This window comes from Pseudoalteromonas sp. ATL1 (genome assembly GCF_058933015.1).
Window position 1 is genome coordinate 608,272 of the sequence record NZ_JBZYXL010000002.1, and the last position, 17,877, is coordinate 626,148.

The window sequence follows — 17,877 nt, forward strand, 5'->3', positions numbered from 1 at the left end:
TCAATTCAAATAGGTTTATGGATATTCAAGCCCTCTCCCACGCTAAATCAGCAACATGCTAGTTAATATGTGCCTATAGGACACATCCGATGAGTTAATTTCGGGGCGGGAGTATATCAATGGAAATTGTCGATTAGAAGGTACAAGCATAACTATTTACCCCCCCCCAAACATGACAAACTGTTATATATCAACAGGTTAAAATAGCAACTATCATTTTAACCCCGCCACTTCGACGAATTAGAGTATAAAAATGCATAAGTATGCTAAAAAACCATTCATTTCACTGTGTTTCACAAGTTTCAGATCTAAGGTGAATGACGCCATGAAACGAGATATTGGCCTTGTTTTCAGATCTTCCGATCGATACGCAGAGTTGAAAACCGCATATAACAACAAAGCGAAAAGTTGATAGGGTATTTAAAGTGGATGGACAAATTAACCCGCAAAAGCCATCACATTATTAATTGGGTTGGTGATTATCTTTAAGCCTAAAACTGCTGTGATTTTTTCATCACTTTAATCAGCAATATAACCCAAAAAAAGGCTCTCAAATGCATGAAAGGGCTCACGATGTATATCGCCAGCCCTTTCTTCATCTCATTATTTTTTTAGTTTAAATTCATATTTACCAGTGCCCTGGCTATCCCAACTGTAAATTTTAAAACGGTAGTAACCATAGCTTGCCTGATATTCAATTGACTCACTCGAAGTAGAGCCAGTAGACGCGTCAACTTGCTCCCAAGCCTCACGATTATTGTTCCATTTTTCTAAGCTTAGCTCTAAGTCTGCGTCATTATCACCCGTTAAGCTCGCGACCAATCGTCCACCATCGTATTCAAACCATTGCCCATTTGGATGAATATCAACTTCATCAGGTGTTGAGATCTCACCGACATATGTTTCAACGTCATCACCCGATGTTTGAAGTTGAACTGATAACGCCGTATCGGCCACCGCATTATTCGCCAATACGCGAATGTAGTAAGTTCCGGCTTGGGTATTGAGCGAACAAACCTCATCGTTGCTTTGCGAGGTGCTTGCACAGTCAAACAAATCTTTTGTGGCCGGCGCATTGCGTCTTACAAAAATATCCGCATCGCCTGTGCCACCCAATAAGTTAACCATCAGTGTTTGAACGTTTTGCGTCACATTCACCTTAAAACACATACTGGTTTGTGCGGCAATGTTCTTTAGTGTAACTGTGCGACCATCCAGCAATTCGTGAGCTTCACAATCGTCATCAATTGGGCCACCATCATCGTCGCCTAACTCGTAACTCGCGCGTAATTGCAGATTGTTGTAGCCTTGGTAGGCATACACATTGATGTAGTATTCCCCTTTATCTACCGCACCCGAGCATGACTCATTTGAGTCTTCAGAATCTGACTTACAGTCATAGCTATTTTGCGTTGCACGCTGTCCTTTACGCACATACAGATCGGCATCACCATTATTACCCGAAGTAACAACCTCAAAGTTTTCCACATTGTCAGGAACATTAATTTTAAAGCACTGTGACTGACCTGTTTGTGACGACAATGTCACGGCTTCTTTATTTGCGATGCTACGTACGCTGCACTCTTCGATTGGATCTTGACCACCATACATGTAAGCCACGGCGTCTAAGTCACCTTGGCTCAAACGCTGGCCATTCCCGACTTGGTATTCATTCACATTGGAGTCAAGAATTTGTATGGTGCGTCGCCCGCCAACGCCAAATGCATTAGTGCGATAATGCATGATCGAGTCGTAGTCATATTGACCATGATTATGACCTTGGTTAGACCCTATTTTTTGGAAGTTATAGGCCATGTTCGAGGAAATGTTTTGCCAAAGAATGCGAATATAGTTATCTCGGTCTGTGCGCGTTTGCTCATGGAATAAACCCACTGCATGACCAATTTCATGCACCGCCGCGCCACGTCCACAGTTATTGGCAAGCGTTAGCGTTTGTGCACCACCTGAACGTCCTATCCATGAACTGCAACCGCCTCCATTTTGCACGCGAATATAATCGGCTTGATTAGTGCGAGGCACCAGCCGAATGCTGGTGTTCGCGTTCCAGTGCTCGACAGCATATTGAAAATCGCGACGCGCTTGGTCGCCAAGGCTCCAGTCAATCACATAAGGTACAACGCCATTTGGCCATTTATACCCTGAGTTCACATGTCTAACCGCACCTTGTGCTACCATTTGATCACTCATTGATACTTGCAACGTAGGCATATCAGCCCGATAACCTGACTGCTTCAGTGTTTGGGTTCGGCCCAAAATCATATCACTGACATACCCATAGCCGCCCACATCAACAACGGTCATTGTTTTGCCATCTTTCGTTTTGACTTCAAAGGTCTCACGCCCTTGCGCAGAGTAGCCAAATAGCGACTCTCCTTTTTGTGCATCTGGCTCTGGCGAATAAATTGGGATCCAATCACTCGCGTTAACGTAACCTGAAGTAACAAACAGCCCAGTAATGGCGACCGAGGTTAGAATTGCTTTTGTTGATAACATCAAAAATTTCCTTAGTAATTTGAACACGTAACGACTTTGGAAGAACTATCGCATGCAGATAAAGCACAGCAGCGGATATTTCATTCGCGGCCAAACTAGTTAAATTTGGATACATTTTTTTGACATTAAAATAAACATAATGTGACATATTCACATAATTTATTGTATTTAAAGGTGTTATTTAAATCATATATATAACAAAGAATAGGCTATTCCGGTCCCTCCTGATAAATTCATCTACTTACAACAAAAATACAGCCCATAACCTTATGAATAGTATTAAATTAATGAATTTATATATGGCATTTATTGCAAAAATAATTATGACACCTTGTCGCTTAAGGCTAATAAATATTGCCATAACAGGGCGTCTTATTTACACAGTGACAGATCCGCAAGTAATGTAAAAAATTCGAGTAAAAGACGCCCGTACACAACACGTGAATATAGAGTTTTAGCTCCACACAGTTCCTATATCATCAACAAGCAATAAAAAAATGCTACAAATTTGTGGCTTATTTCATCAAAGTCATAAAATTGTCATTTTTATCATTAATAATGCGCCCCACTTAAAATTAACCAAACCATGTAAAAATGACACAACCACCAGTACTGCTCAGTTTTTCAGCTCGTGCTTTAGATGAACATGCCGAAGATCAGGCCTGTTTACACGCGCTGCAGTACGATACTTTACAACTAAAGCACACATCCACAGGTACACCGTTTTTATGTGAGCTACCTTTCGATGCACAGTTAGGCGACGTGATTGCCCTATCTGCTACGCCGCTGACCGGACGTTCTAGTAGCTTCAATGCTGAGACGCACTTAACTAAGCAGACGATTGAAAATGGTCATGCTAGCTTACTAATGCGAGGGCAAGGGGTATCGGGAGAATATATTGTGCAGCTGAGTCTAGTGGGTCGTCATGGAATGGTTAAAAATACGGTTGAATACAATGCCTTCATTCAGTGTGTTCAATCAAATGATGATTTCCCCAACCTTAAAGAATCGCCATCACCTGTTGCGTCCGCGGTTAAACGCCGCACAGCCAACTTGATGGCGTCTTTACTTGCAATCTTTTAATCGGGAAAACTAATTTTTCCCATTGTAACCAGAGGCACGCTTGAGTTTGTAAGGCTACTTGCCGTGCCACTTAAACACTCATTGGCTAACATAGCAAACAACACTGCTTCTTTGGCATCGGGATGAATACCGAGCTGATCACTACTTTGCAACGTAATATGCTCGTTTAGCTGCTTAGCCACTTGCGCCATGAGCAAAGGGTTGTGTACTCCACCACCACTGCTATACACCGTGGTGTCACCATCCGCTAACTGATTTATATGATGTGCAATTTCATTTGCCGACAAGGCATTCAGCGTCGCCATGACATCTTCATGGCTCAAAGACTGTGTTTTTGATTTAAGTTGTGCATTTTCTAACAAGGTTAAATTAAAAACTTCTGGCCCGGTTGTTTTTGGTAATGCCCTTTTGAAAAATGGGTCACTTTGTAATTCAGCCAAAAGTGCTTGATTAACAATGCCTTTTTTCGCGACTAACGCGTCACTATCAAACGGCTGATTAAAATGTTTGCGCATGTACGCATCCATGATGGTGTTGCCTGGGCCAATATCAGAACAAACAATCTCGTCTAATGCGGAGTTTTTGGGCAAGTAAGTAAGGTTGGCGATCCCACCCATGTTAAGCAAAATGCGATTTTCATGCTTGCTTGAAAAGTAATAATAATCACCATAGCGAGCGAGTGGCGCACCTTCTCCACCAGCAGCAATATGCTTTTGCCTAAAATCAGCAATCGTAGTGATCCCAGTCGTGACAGCAATATGATCGGCATCGCCTATTTGCAACGTGCCATTGCCAAACTCACTGTACGCATGTTGATGATGTGGGCAGTGATAAATGGTTTGTCCATGACTGGCAATCACATCAATACGCTCTGGCGCAACTTGCCAAGCATTGAGGCATTGATTGATCAGCTGTCCGTGATAATTACCTAACCATGAATTCAATAACGTCAAATACTCTAGGTCGACTTGCTCTTTGGCAAAAACATGTAGGATCTTATCTTTCACATCTTGCGGGTAATCACAGGTCGTAAATGCTAAAACATTCACTTGGGTTTGCTGACCGCAGCCCGACACCTCGCACAGTGCAACGTCCAGTCCATCCAATGAGGTACCACTCATCAGCCCAATAATGAGGCGTTGATCTTTAGCCGCGCTATTGGCTAGTTTCGATATATGTGAATGCAAAACTCGTCACTTATTTATTAGTTTTCAGAAGTATACACACTAATCAAGGGATAGTCGTGTTTGCCAAACTCGAGCGTCACCGTCAAAGATTCACCCCCTTCTAAAGCATATTTTTGCTTCGTCATCGTCGGCGTGACTCGCTCTCCATTGGCCAGTAACGCCAGTACATGCTCAGCCTCAAAAAATCGTTTACCATTGGCGGAGTTTTTTATCGTCACCAAGGCGGCTCGCTCACCTGCTTGCGTGCTCATGGGGTGATAAACTTGCAACACAAAATCACTGGGTTTGGGGTATTGTCGTGTTTCATTTTCAAACGCACTGGGTGGTACATTTGCAACACTGACATCGAATGTATACACATTTTGCTGCGCTAACAATTGACTACTAAAAAGCAGCATCAAAAATGAGAAATATCTTTTCATAACCACACTCAATAAATACAAAAGAGTAAAGTAACTGCACGCATCTGAACCATCTATGAGCGTGCTTGCTACATAAACCCTAGTTTTTCTACCTTCTCCGTCACTTGTGCAAAACGCACGCCTTCACAACAACCAAAACCTGGGAGTTGTTTGAGCTTATATTGTGAAATAAAGGGGGTTGTAACACCCGTTAAAAAGCGAATGATGGTCTCTGTACTCACTGCAACATTGCCTTGCCTGAGGTGTTTTTGCAAAGCGAAAATGGTGTCGCGCAAAGTGTTATCATCTGGCATTTCAATAGCTTGACTGGCCGATAAACGCGCCACATAGCCACGGCACACACTACAATGACCACACGCATTAGGCACATTTTTATCATCAAAGTAATACGCTAAATTGGCACTTAAACATCTATCAAGTTCAAAGAAGCGAAGCATGGCCGCAATTCGCTTGAGTTCCGCTTGTTCTTTTTCTTTAAAATATTGGTAAAGGGTATCCACTAACCCCGATTGCGACATCACAGCGACATTGACATCATAAACCTGCACCATACGTTTACTTTCAAGCTCAATTAGGCCTTTTTCATGCAAGTAGTCCAGTGCAGAAACCACTCTATCACGCGCTACCCCTAAGTTGAGCAATGCTTGCATGTCTAGCGTGCCCCACACCTTTTTAAATTGAGTGTGTGCAAACACTTGCTGTAAAAATGCTTGGCGCTGAGCATCGAACTGACTGAGTACTTTATTTTGAGGTGTAATAAATTTATACCTAAAATCAGCGTAATAGGCGTACTTTGCCGTAAGTGCACCAGCAAGTTCTAACTGCACTAAGAGAGTTTTAAGTGCCAGCAATCTAATATTGCTGGTTTTGGATAACGGTAACTCTTGTACTTCCCACTTACCATTTGTTTGCTCATTCAAACACTGCTGGATAACGGCTTCAATACCAGCACGTTCCGGCGTATCACCATAAACAAAGTTTTCAACGGTAGGCACGCCGTCTAAATTAGCCAGTACTGAACAACGAGCATGTTCACCGTCTCTGCCCGCTCGACCAATTTCTTGGCTGTAGTTTTCTATTGATTTGGGCAAGTCGTAATGAAACACAAAGCGGATATCCGATTTATCCACTCCCATACCAAAAGCGATGGTTGCAACCACCACTTGCAATTGATTGTTCATAAACTGCTGCTGTACCTGACGGCGAATGTCATCGCCAAGCCCTGCATGATAAGCAGCCGCTTTAACCCCTGCGGCCTGAAGTTGCTTTGCCACTTGCTCTGCTTGTTGTTGCAAGGTGACGTACACTATGCCTGCCCCTGACTCTGCGCGTATTTGCTGAATGAGCATAGGCAGCTTTTGCTGCTCTTGGGCGCTTATGACCGCTAAATCTAAATTGTGACGATAAAACCCAGTTTGCACGATATTCGCTTGTGAAATATCGAACCGACTCGCCATATCTAACTTTACTTTTTTAGTCGCAGTGGCAGTTAACAAAAGCACCAGAGGAATATTCAGTTCACGTCGATACTGAGGTAACTTTAAATAATCAGGTCTAAAATTATGACCCCATTCAGAAATACAGTGCGCCTCGTCAACCACCAACATAGACACTGGTACTTGCTTAATGAACTCTCTAAAGCGTTCATTTTTAAAACGCTCGACCGACACCATGAGAATTTTTATATTACCGCTTCTGACACCCTGCATGACCGTTTGACTTTGTTCTTTCGTTTGGCTCGAGTCTAAACTCGCCGCCTGAATCCCTTTCCCATTCAAAAACGCAATTTGATCTTGCATCAACGCTAATAGCGGCGACACAACGAGGGTCAAATTAGGAAGGTGTAAAGCAGTTAATTGATAACACAATGACTTACCCGATCCGGTCGGGAAAATAGCCAGTGATGAATTTCCTTCAAGTAGTCCCGAAATTGTTTGTGCTTGCCCGGGTCGAAAACTGGCAAATCCAAAATGTTGCGATAAGCTTTCTAGCAACTGCTGTCCATGCTCCATAGTGTGGTCTCAATGGGAAGAATGTTTGACTTAAAAGTATCACATTTTGTGATTAGCATTAACCCAATTCGTGCAGTAAAAATATGTTAAAAGCAAACGACCTACTTGCTCATTAAAGGAGAAAACCATGTCTAGCCCTTCTGAATCTTCACTTTTGGTTTTTAGCTTTGATGGCACAGGTAGTGAGCCCAGAGATGTACAGCAATACAGCGCCGAACAATTTAAAGAAGACTGCGAAATAAGTAACGTTCTCAAGCTGCATTTACTACTTGGGGGGCGCATTCATCCACAAGCACCCAGCCATTTTTCGGCTCAACGCTGCTTTTATTACAGCGGCATAGGTAATCAAGGTAGTACGGTTAAAAAAGTTTTAAACCAAATACTTGCACCACAGAATACTGATGTGGCGAGTATTTTGTCGCAGGCGATGCGTGATTTTGAAGGCCATTATCAGCCGGGCAACAAAGTACTCCTCATCGGCTTTAGTCGAGGTGCTGCATTAGCGCGTCGATTTGCCAAATGTCTTGAAAAACATATCAATAGTGAAGTGTACTTATGTGTTTTTGATACCATCGCTTCCATCGGTTTTAGCAAAATAACCAAAGCGACCTGCGGTACCGAGCATGTTATTTTTGCAGAGCACGACGTTGCGAGTAATGTTGAAGCCGCGCTGCATTGCGTTAGTCTCGATGATAAACGCAGAGCGTTCGAATCTACCTTATTTAACCAAGCCCCCAATGTACATGAAGTTTGGTTTGCCGGAAGTCATTCAGATATTGGTGGCGGTTTTTATCGCAGTGGCTTATCTGATATTTGCCTCCGTTACGCCATTGAGTGGTTAGAAGCCTTACACATACCGGTTGATCTGCTCACGCGCGATCAAATTAATTATGCAAGTTTGCTGCCCCATGATGGCTCACTGTTAATCGATGCTGACGATTTAGCAATTACGCCAGATGCGCTTGCACCAAGTCATCAACACGATTACTTCTGGGGCAATATTAATTTCAAAGCAACCAATCGCTTGTGCGTAGTGATGAAAGATAACCAAGTCAGTGATGAACCACCCATTATCCATCACAGTGTTGCAAAACGAATATACAATAACAGCAGCTACAGACCAGAGTCTTTAAAAGGGTTAGCACATCGACTAGAGTACGCCAATGGTGAAACCTTACTGTGTAAAGGGCTCAATCCTCATCTTGAATTACCCACTCAGCAGCTCAACATTTTACAAGTGGGAGAGCGCAGACGAGTGAAAGTATTTGCCTGTGAGCTATACAATCACACAGGCCTTTGGTTAGAAAAAGGCGCGACCTATCGCATTAACCCAATCGACGATCAGGTCTGGTACGACAAAGACGTCAAAGTAACCGCAAGTGGCTGGCAGCGCCCTGACAGAACAGTGGGCGTAAAACAATTACCAATGGAAATGATGGAACCGTACAAACGTTTGCCGGGTAGACCTTGGTTTTCGCTAGTTGGCTGTATTAACGCCGACGATCAACATGCTTTTTCGCTTAACGGTGGCGGAGATATAAAAATTAATCAACATGGTGAGTTTGCCCCATTTGCCAACGACATTATGTGTGATTATGGGCTTAACCGAGGTGCCATTGAGTTAGAAGTAACGCGATTGGGGTAACATGTTACGCCAATGTAGAATCACTCGTTGCTCGCCGCGCCCAAATACTTTTGCTCAATTGTTTTGACGATGTTGGCTGTGTGGGCAATAGCTTGGTTGATTTTTGCCACTTGCTCTAGGCTAAAGGCATTCTTATTGAGCATAAAGTGAATGCCATTATCATGAACAACGTATGGATGCACTTGCAATGTTTTATAGCCTAGTTGGTTTTTGTAGTAAATCCCACTGGCTTCATCCTCAATCAAAAAGTCAACTCGTCCCCTGCGTACCAGTTCCATACGCTGCTCCAAGCTCGCTACTTCAAAGTAGTTATTCCGGTACTTTTCAACCCGGAGTATTTCTAACAATTCTTGCCCATAATAGGCGCCCGGGTTAGCGGTGAATAAATAATCAGCAGCAAATAACTGAGCCAAGCTGTCAATTGTGTCTAATTTATCGAGGGTAAACAAACGCATTTTCTCGTTGCGATAGACGGCACTAAAGAATGCGATTTCAGCTCTTTGGTCGCTATAACTTGCAGAAGGTAATATGTCGATAAAGCCTCTTTCTAATTCTGTAATGCCACGCGCTGACGATGGCAAGCGAACGTACTTTATGCACATACCCGCAGCTGAAAACACTTGCTGTGTGGCTTCCACATCAAGTCCAAAATAATGCTCATCTTGATACATAACATAAGGAGGCCATGCTGTTCCTACGCCCACTTTGTATGTGCGCTCACAACCGTGTGATAAGAATGCTATGAAAAAGAAAGAGATAAATAAAATGCGGCAATACAAACTAATACAACATCTCAAATTTGTTATTCAGATTAGAGTATGGAGTGATCCCCCAAGAATACCAACTTTATTGCAATTTCTAGTAAAGTCCGAATCGTCACTTTTCTCTTAAGAATAGGTAATTAGTGAGCTGCAAAGCCATCGGAGCGGCAAAGAATGAAATGAACGCAGCAGCAGGCCAAGCCAGTAAAAAAGCTTTACCCCATGAATACAAAAATGTGCTTGATAAGCCTAAATTTAGGTACGTCACCCATAAGGTCATCAGTACAGACAAAACAAAAGAAAGGATAAATGTATAAACAACGCGATGCTTAATCGACTGCATAAATACGTAAAAACCGCATAATCAAAGTTGCGGTCAGCATATTATATCTGGCCTAATATTTCCACGAAGGTCATCGATTCTAAATAAAAGCGCCAATAAGTATGACTCATTGGCGCTTTTCAAATATTACGCGGGTTCGTCCTTGGATCGCCGCCTTAGAGGGTTGCAACTATAAACGGTTATAGTGCAGCCCAAACCTGTGCTTTTCCTGGTTCTTCACCTTGTGTCCACCATTTTGCACGGTATTGTTTACCTTGGTATGACACGATATCGCCACCCCAATATACTTTGCTGCGATCCCAAGCATCTACTGGCGCTGTTACATCTTTCACTGTCACTTTGAAAGACTTAGATACAGATGCTTTACCATCAGATACAGAAACAGACACTGTGTAAACCATATCTTGAGACACTTCACCTGCTGCTAAGCTTACATTTGCACCAGAACCTACAAGAGTAAGACCCGCTGGTACATTCCATGTGTAAGTTAATGCGTCATTATCAGCATCTGATGCCACCGCACTCACACTCACTTGTGCGTTCTCATCTACCATTACATCAGCAATTGGTTGTAGCTCTGGTGCCGTGTTTGACGCGGTTGTAACCATTACAGTCACATCTTTTGATACAGCAACTTTGCCGTCAGATACTGTTACAGTTAGTTTATAGTTAGTATCAGCAGTTACCGTTGGTGCCGTTACACTCACACTTGCACTATTCGTGTTCGCAAGTGTTAACGCCGCATCACCCGTCCAAGAATATGTTAATGCATCACGGTCAGCGTCAGTTGCGGTTGCAGTTACCGTCGTAGAGCCACCATTTGAAACCGACACTTGGCTGTCCACATTTACAACCGGTGCACGGTTCGGCGGCACAGAACCTGCTAAACCTTCATGGATTGCGTTTAAGATATCGCCATTATCCGCGTCAATTTCCCACGCAAACAAACCACCTAGGTCGTTTACTTTAACATAACCACCTTTTGCTTTTACTGAGCGCGGGTTATCGTACGTGAGCAATTTACCATTGCTGCGGTTCCAAACGTATGCAGCTTCAGCTTGGTCATCATAACCCGCCTCAAAACCGTTGATACCTGTACCGTTTGCACCTAACAAGTTAGCGACGATGCCTTTGTAGTCCATAATACCTGGCTCCCAAACACCTTGTGCGTTGGTACCAGTAAACTTACCGTTACCCGGAGCGGTCATTGGATTGCCTGGAATAGTTGCGTTAGCGTCCATAACGCCTTCCCAACCGCGACCATACATTGCTGCGCCCATTACCAGCTTTTTAGAGTCAACACCTTGAGCTAATAGCAGTTTAATTGCATTGTGCGCACTGTAAGCTGGGCCTTTACGCGGATCACCATTATCATCAACACCCGTGCCATTACATTCATCAGTGCTAATATGAGAACCACAGTAAAGTGCTGTTTGGTGACCTGTTACATTGTTCCAACCACCGTAGAAGTCATAAGTCATCGCAAAAATGTAATTCATGTATTGCGATGCTGCTTGATAGTCAACATCTTCGATTTTGTCGTAGCCAGAACCAATTGCTGAAGTCAGTTCGTACGTGCGACCTGTTTCCGCTTCTAGCTCGTCTAGCATCGCGCGTAGTTCTTGCATCAAAGCAACGTACGCAGGACCATCGTTTACAGGGTCACCTAAATCACCGTTAGGGCCGTCACCACCTGGGAATTCCCAGTCAATGTCCACACCATCGTAGAACTTCCAAGTTTTTAGGAATTTCTTCATCGACGCCACAAAAGTGTCACGGTTTGCTTTAGTCGTGAAACCATGGAATGGGTCTGATAATGTCCACCCCCCCACTGAAGGGAGAATTTTTAGATCAGGATAACGCTGTTTTAGCGCCATTAATTGAGCATAGGTACCACGAATTGGGTCATTGCTATCAACACCTGGAAGTGCCTTTTGAACCGCAGCCCAAGGGTCATGGATCACCACTTCATAATCGGCTGAACCGCCACATGCTTTTTGCAGAGCACGCCAGCTGTTACCGTTTTCAATTTCTTTTAACGACTCATTCGCGCCACAAATCGGAATGAAGCCATACAACAGGTGTGATAGGTTTTGCGCTGGGATTTGAGTCACATCAAAGTTACGACCATAAATCCCCCACTCAACAAAATAAGCACCTGTTACGTAGTTTGGATTGGTGCCAAAATTTTTGTTGTTAGGATTAACATTCATCGCCAATGGCTCTAAATGTCCACCGTCAGTATCTGCGATAACGATGGCTTTACCTGCGCTACGAGCACATGTTTGCCCTTCGCACAATTCTAGATACAAAGTATGACGGCCAGATTTAGCATATGGGAACTCGATGGTACCGCTCTTGGTGCCCGCAGGCAGTGAGCCTTCGCTCACCATCATGTCATCAAAGTACACCTTATAACCATCACCACCCGTGCCGCTCCAAGCGTTCCATTTAATGCTAATGTTCACTTGCTCTTTCGCTTTCACTAAATCTTTGTAGGAGCCATTTCCATCAAGATTTACTTCTACAAAAGAGTATTGCTGAGGCTCCCAGCTTAAACTTGGTGTAGAAGGCGCAGCTAAAACCGAACCCGAGATCATTGCGAGGCTTATTGCAGCCGTTAAATGCTTCATTTTCATTTCTTTCTCAACCTTATTTACATGTTGTATCCAGCCGATAACGGTGGATGATTGTTGTACCAATACTTAAGTTAACCGCTACTACGGCTCAACGTAGCGGTATAATTAGCAACTTATAATTTCTTCCAAACTTGCGCAGTACCCGGCTCTTCGCCGCGCGTCCACCATTTTGCTTCATAGTCCTGACCTTTATGAGAGACTTTGTTTCCACCGACATAGGTCGCGCTCGCTTGCCAAGCTGGATAGGTCGATTGGTCAGTATCTTTCACCGTCACAGGAATGTCGGCACTCGTGCTCAATTCACCATCAGACACAGTGACACGGATATTGAGTAACTTGTCCTCAGACACTTCAGGGGCTCTCAGTTCAATGGTCGCACCCGTTCCACTCCAAGCCAGTTCACTTGGCACTTGCCATTGATAAGTCAGCTCTTGTTGCTCATCGTCAAAGGCGTGCACATGCAAAGTAACGGTGCTCGTTTCATCCATGGTAAGCGGTTCTGGTGGATGAATTTGTGGGGGCGTATTATCTTGTTTTGGTTGAATGGTAAGGTTATAAGTATAGTTTTCGTTACTTACAAACACTTCGTTTGATAGCAAGTTTTGTGGGTCAAACGTGATTGAGCCATCGCTTTGTTTTACGCCAATTTTTACCGTACTTGCATGGTCTAAATTCAACATTTGTGCAAGTTGTTCAGCCCAGTTGCCGTGGTTGAAGTCGGTGATTTTCAGTGATGTGCTCACCACCTCTTTACCTGTGCCATCAAACACACGTGCCCATGCTGTGTCACCCACATTGGGTTGCTGACCTTGCGATACAAAGTACCCTGCACTAGTCCAAGTGATAGGGCCTGTATCACGAACAACCGTGATGTCACTACAGTTGTAAAAGCCTTCTCCCACAACATCAATACGCTGCCAACGGGTGTATAGAATTGCGCGCCCTGTTCTATCTTGCGGCACCGAAATTTTCATGTCGTAGTAGCGTTTGCCATCAGGGTCTTTCACAAAATCAACATTGCCCAGTTCCGTTACTAATTCAAGATCCTCCCAACGCAGTTCATCGGTTGCGGGGTCAAAGCTTGGCTTAGTAATGTAAAACTTCCAAAAGCTGGGATTATGAGGGGTTGTTGCTCTGAATCGAATGGCCAATTCACCTTGCGCATTAGGCGTAACTTCAGTGCTTTGCCAGTGCGGTGAAGGTAAGTTCATACCACGCTTTTCATTTGAACCTGCTGAACATAGCTTACCATCAGGTACGTTCGCCTCAACAGCCGCTTGGTCGTTATAGTTGGCTGTATTTACTGAAAACTCATGCTCTTGTACAAACTGCACGTAGCCTGATTCTAAAAAGGCATCACGACATGCTTGATTTGGAATGTTTGAGCCATCTTCAGGCCACCAATAGCCACCTTGTGCTTCACAAATTGACTGACGTGCTTTTGGAAAATCCATAAAGCCATGGGCTGAAGCTTTAAAGCTAAACGTACTCGCCACGACCGCACTCACACCGGCGACTAATAACGATGTTTTTAATCTTTGATTATTCATAACTCTATCCTTAGTAAAGGGCAGCATTCGCTGCCCAATCTATTAACGGTGACTTACTGTGAAACAGTGCACACTTTTTGGTAGTCGCTGCTGCCTTCAGGTGCTTTGTTTGTCCACCATTTGGCTTCAAAGATTTTGTCACCTTGGCGGACTAGGTCACCCGCGGCCGCATGCGTACCTTGCGGAAGTGTTGGGTATACAACGATGTTCTCGATCGGCACGCCTTTACACTTAGTAACTGGATCCGTACCACCATCACCTGGCTTCGCATCTGGCAGTTTTGGATACTCAAACTTGAAGGCATATTTTTGACCGTCTTTTTCAGCAATAAAGTTGATAGGACCGGTAATTGGCATGTAGTACATGACTTGAGCATTAACCGTTTCACCCGGTGCGAACGACTTAGGCGTACCACCCCAAGAGTTCACTAGCGTAATAGAGAAACGGTGGAAGTTATTTTCAAATCCGCCAATGTTATTACCCGCAGCATTTGAGCCGTTAACGTCAACCGCCATACCAAGCTTCTCTTGCGAATTCCAATTCGATTTGAAAATGGCTGAAGTTGAAACCGGCACATCAAACGAGATTTTTGCTCCCGTTAAGTCGATTTGAGAGTTATTGGTAAACGAGAATGTCGGGCTAATTGGGTAGTTAGCATCACCTAATGGGAAATCTTTCGCTGCAAAGCTCACATCCACCGAAGATGCTGGCAACACAAAGTTCTTATTGCCCTGATTGACATCATACGGTGCGCCACTTTGGTTAAACTTATTGTATGCCAAAGAGGTTAAACTAGAGCCCATGAAATATTCGCCTTTCGCAGCGTCATAATCAAAGTCACCAGCTAATTCCCAGAACATGATACCGCCAAGGCCATTGTTGATAACGTAATCAACTTTTGTCGCCATTGACTCTTCATCTTCAATAGAAATAAAGACTTTCTTGTCGTTATTCCATAACCATGGCGCAACTGCGACCGAGTCATAATGGCGAGTATAAGTACCTGAGAGTCTATCTGATGGGTCATTTTCTGGGTCTAGACCGTAGGCTTGCGCATAGCTTGGCATCACACCTTTTTGTAGGTTCTTTGCGTGCCAAAGCGGGTTCGAACCAGCCGGCACTTCTAAACCAACATCGTTCTTGTCATGCCACAAGTTATCGATACCTACCGCACCGTTACCACACTTGTTTTTCTCGCCTTTACCTGTACCAGGAGGACAATTTGTTTGATCTGGGAAGGATGCTTGTCCCCAAAGACCATTCGTACCACCTTGTACATTTTGGAAGCCACGTGTGTAGTAAGGAATACCAATGTTGATACGTCCAGCCGATACAGCACCTCTAAAGTAGCGCACGGCCCAATCTGTATTCAGGTAACCAATGCCTTCGAACTCTTTAGTGCCATACACATTCCAAGCTTTTAACTCTGAGTCTTCACCCGTATCAAACAGTGAAGCGTTATGGCCAACATGTGAGTTCCATGCACCGTGTAAGTCGTAAGACATAATATTCACGTAGTCTAGGTACTTAGCCGCTTGGAATGTTTCCATACCGCGTAATAAATAACCTGACGAAGGAGATGCAATGGTCAACATGTAGTGCTTACCGTCTTTTTCACCTTCTTTGTCTAACTCTTCACGTAAACGTTTCATCAATACTTGATATGATGCGTTTAAGCCTGCGCGACGTGCATTCGAAATTGGGAAATCATCTGGGTGACCACTGTCATCCATTGAAGAAGGGTATTCGTAATCAATATCTACGCCGTCAAAGCCGTATTTTTTGATAAATTCAACGGCACTCTTAGCAAAAGAATCAATACCCGCTTGGTTGACTGAACCGTCTGCGTTGGTTGTCATGGTATAGAAACCGCCGCTATTAACGCGTTTGCCGTCTGAACCAAAATAACCACCCGTTTCTGCCCAGCCGCCGACTGAAATTAGTGTTTTCACATCTGGGTGTTGTTTCTTGTATTTATTCAATAGGTTGAAGTGGCCTTTATACGGTAAAGCTGGGTCTAACTCAGCACCCACAACGCCCGGCCATTCCATATTTGTTGCTGGGTTACCCGGCGCGTTTGGATCGCCAATTGACACCTTGTTGTTTGCATCAACGTGTGCAAACGCATAGTTAATATGAGTAATTTTGTCCCAAGGAATATCATTAACCAAATAGCTTGGCTGACCATTGGCACCGTTTCTCCAGCTTGTAAAGTAACCAATTACACGGCGAGGATGATCTGGGCCCATTAGCTCACGGCCGTTTTCATCGTAAACGGTACAGTAAGGTGTGTTTACACCCGGCGTTTGATATAAACCAGCTGGTTTACACGCATCAGGGTCGGCAGTTGGGTCAACGACACTGACTGTTTTACTGACTTGACCCGTTGCGCCTTCATTGTCAGTCACCGTCAACGTAAAGGTCACTTGACCAAGTTCAGTTGCCTGCCATGTATGCTCAGTAGCACTGCCATTTGTTGCTACAACCTCTGTGCCATTAACCCCGAAGCTTAATTTGTTAACTTGGCCATCTTCATCAGTACCTGACAGCGCAAATTTAACGCTTGAGCCCACTTTGATCTGATCTGGCATTGAAACAATGCTCAACACCGCGACCGGTGCTTTGTTAACAGGTGTGTCACTCTTAACAATAACTTGATGACTCAACTTGGTCGATACGGCACCTTCATTGTCGGTTGCTTCGACAGAAATGGTGTGCGTACCCTCAACGGCTGTCCAAACTGCTTCAAAATTATCCGCTGTACCTGACGTGTCCGTCGCGAGTAAATTTCCATTGACGTAAAAGTCAACTTTAGCCACCGAACCATCTTCATCCGTTGCATTTGCAACAATGGCAACGCTGTCATTTACGGCAAATTCAGAATTATTGATGGGGCTTAACTGATTGATCTGAGGGTTCTTATTATTGACAACGCTGTCACAATCACCCAATTTATTCCACTCTTGCCATGGTCCAGAGTGGCTTTCTGGTTCTGATTGTGTCCACCACTTTGCCTCATAAGCAACTTTGTTTTGTTGAACTTTTGTACCTCCGGTATAAGTGCCTCCAGGATTCCAATCAGGGATCCCGTCACAGTTATACGCGAAAGACTGCGTACCTATTAAAGCTAAACTAAGCGCGCTTAACCTAAGCGCCGACTTGAGTATTTTTTGTGAACTCATGATTATCTCCAACCTTTACATGTAACCTTTGTTTAACAAATTAACATTAAAGCTAACACATAAATTTTGGTCGTCAATCGTCATGCGTTTAATTTTTAAACACCACAAACGGTCTTACAAGCAAAAAGTAGTAATATGTTCGTATAGGTACAACCTTTATACTGAGTCAAGTTCATTTCGTTATTTTCAGTAATAAGTTGAATTGCATTCATATAAAGATATTCATAAATGAAAAATTTAATTTTTTAAAACATAGAGTTGTGAAATCAAATTGTCACATAGCAAATAACCTTTACAGCAAATTAAAGGTCGTTAATTCCTATATCGGGTAAACTCAGTATATTCCTAAAAAATATATGTTATTTTTTTTTGCTCTCAATTAGTATAATCAAAACAACCTGCACGTTTACGTAAACGTAAAGTTAAATTAATGTCATTTCTTGCTGGTGTTAAATTATAGAGTTTTTACTTTATTAAAGGTTACCCTATCGAGAGTTGAAATGCGCCCTCACCGAGGCAGTCACGCGTGACTAGCAAGG

The 17,877-nt window shown here is 43.6% G+C and carries 11 protein-coding genes; 2 read left to right on the forward strand and 9 right to left on the reverse strand.

The window, feature by feature from the left end; genetic code table 11:
- Positions 1-603: 603 nt before the first annotated feature.
- Positions 604-2,514, reverse strand: coding sequence for a M12 family metallopeptidase (locus tag AC5FX4_RS20765; protein ID WP_493608321.1), 1,911 nt, complete (start codon positions 2,512-2,514; stop codon positions 604-606).
- Between the two features lie 594 nt (positions 2,515-3,108).
- On the opposite strand from AC5FX4_RS20765, the gene AC5FX4_RS20770 reads away from it, so the two are divergent.
- The gene (locus AC5FX4_RS20770; protein WP_493608322.1) at positions 3,109-3,597 is read left to right on the forward strand and encodes a hypothetical protein; all 489 of its coding nucleotides are present in this window, start codon (positions 3,109-3,111) and stop codon (positions 3,595-3,597) included.
- Here the strand turns inward: AC5FX4_RS20770 and AC5FX4_RS20775 are convergent.
- From AC5FX4_RS20775 to AC5FX4_RS20785, 3 genes are all read right to left on the reverse strand, one after another.
- The gene (locus AC5FX4_RS20775) at positions 3,594-4,784 is read right to left on the reverse strand and encodes an anhydro-N-acetylmuramic acid kinase (RefSeq protein ID WP_493608323.1); all 1,191 of its coding nucleotides are present in this window, start codon (positions 4,782-4,784) and stop codon (positions 3,594-3,596) included. The genes AC5FX4_RS20770 and AC5FX4_RS20775 overlap by 4 nt on opposite strands.
- Before the next feature lie 17 nt (positions 4,785-4,801).
- Positions 4,802-5,206 carry a hypothetical protein gene (locus AC5FX4_RS20780; protein WP_493608324.1) on the reverse strand — a complete coding sequence of 135 codons (405 nt, stop codon included), beginning with the start codon at positions 5,204-5,206 and terminating at the stop codon, positions 4,802-4,804.
- Positions 5,207-5,274: 68 nt separating this feature from the next.
- The gene (locus tag AC5FX4_RS20785; protein ID WP_493608325.1) at positions 5,275-7,218 is read right to left on the reverse strand and encodes a RecQ family ATP-dependent DNA helicase; all 1,944 of its coding nucleotides are present in this window, start codon (positions 7,216-7,218) and stop codon (positions 5,275-5,277) included.
- A gap of 127 nt (positions 7,219-7,345) precedes the next feature.
- On the opposite strand from AC5FX4_RS20785, the gene AC5FX4_RS20790 reads away from it, so the two are divergent.
- Positions 7,346-8,863 carry a phospholipase effector Tle1 domain-containing protein gene (locus AC5FX4_RS20790; RefSeq protein WP_493608326.1) on the forward strand — a complete coding sequence of 506 codons (1,518 nt, stop codon included), beginning with the start codon at positions 7,346-7,348 and terminating at the stop codon, positions 8,861-8,863.
- Positions 8,864-8,883: 20 nt separating this feature from the next.
- Here AC5FX4_RS20790 and AC5FX4_RS20795 read toward each other — a convergent pair whose 3' ends face one another.
- From AC5FX4_RS20795 to AC5FX4_RS20815, 5 genes are all read right to left on the reverse strand, one after another.
- Complete coding sequence (locus AC5FX4_RS20795) at positions 8,884-9,567, reverse strand: substrate-binding periplasmic protein (protein ID WP_493608327.1); 684 nt, start codon at positions 9,565-9,567, stop codon at positions 8,884-8,886.
- Between the two features lie 172 nt (positions 9,568-9,739).
- Positions 9,740-9,967, reverse strand: a complete 228-nt coding sequence (locus AC5FX4_RS20800; protein WP_493608328.1) for a DUF2798 domain-containing protein — start codon at positions 9,965-9,967, stop codon at positions 9,740-9,742.
- A 179-nt stretch (positions 9,968-10,146) separates the two neighbouring features.
- A complete protein-coding gene (locus AC5FX4_RS20805) occupies positions 10,147-12,606 on the reverse strand; it encodes a glycosyl hydrolase family 18 protein (RefSeq protein ID WP_493608329.1) in 2,460 nt (819 codons plus the stop codon).
- 113 nt (positions 12,607-12,719) lie between these two features.
- On the reverse strand, positions 12,720-14,156 hold the full coding sequence (locus tag AC5FX4_RS20810) for a lytic polysaccharide monooxygenase (protein ID WP_493608330.1): 1,437 nt from the start codon (positions 14,154-14,156) through the stop codon (positions 12,720-12,722).
- Positions 14,157-14,209: 53 nt separating this feature from the next.
- Positions 14,210-17,338, reverse strand: coding sequence for a glycosyl hydrolase family 18 protein (locus AC5FX4_RS20815; RefSeq protein ID WP_493608331.1), 3,129 nt, complete (start codon positions 17,336-17,338; stop codon positions 14,210-14,212).
- Between the last annotated feature and the right edge of the window lie 539 nt (positions 17,339-17,877).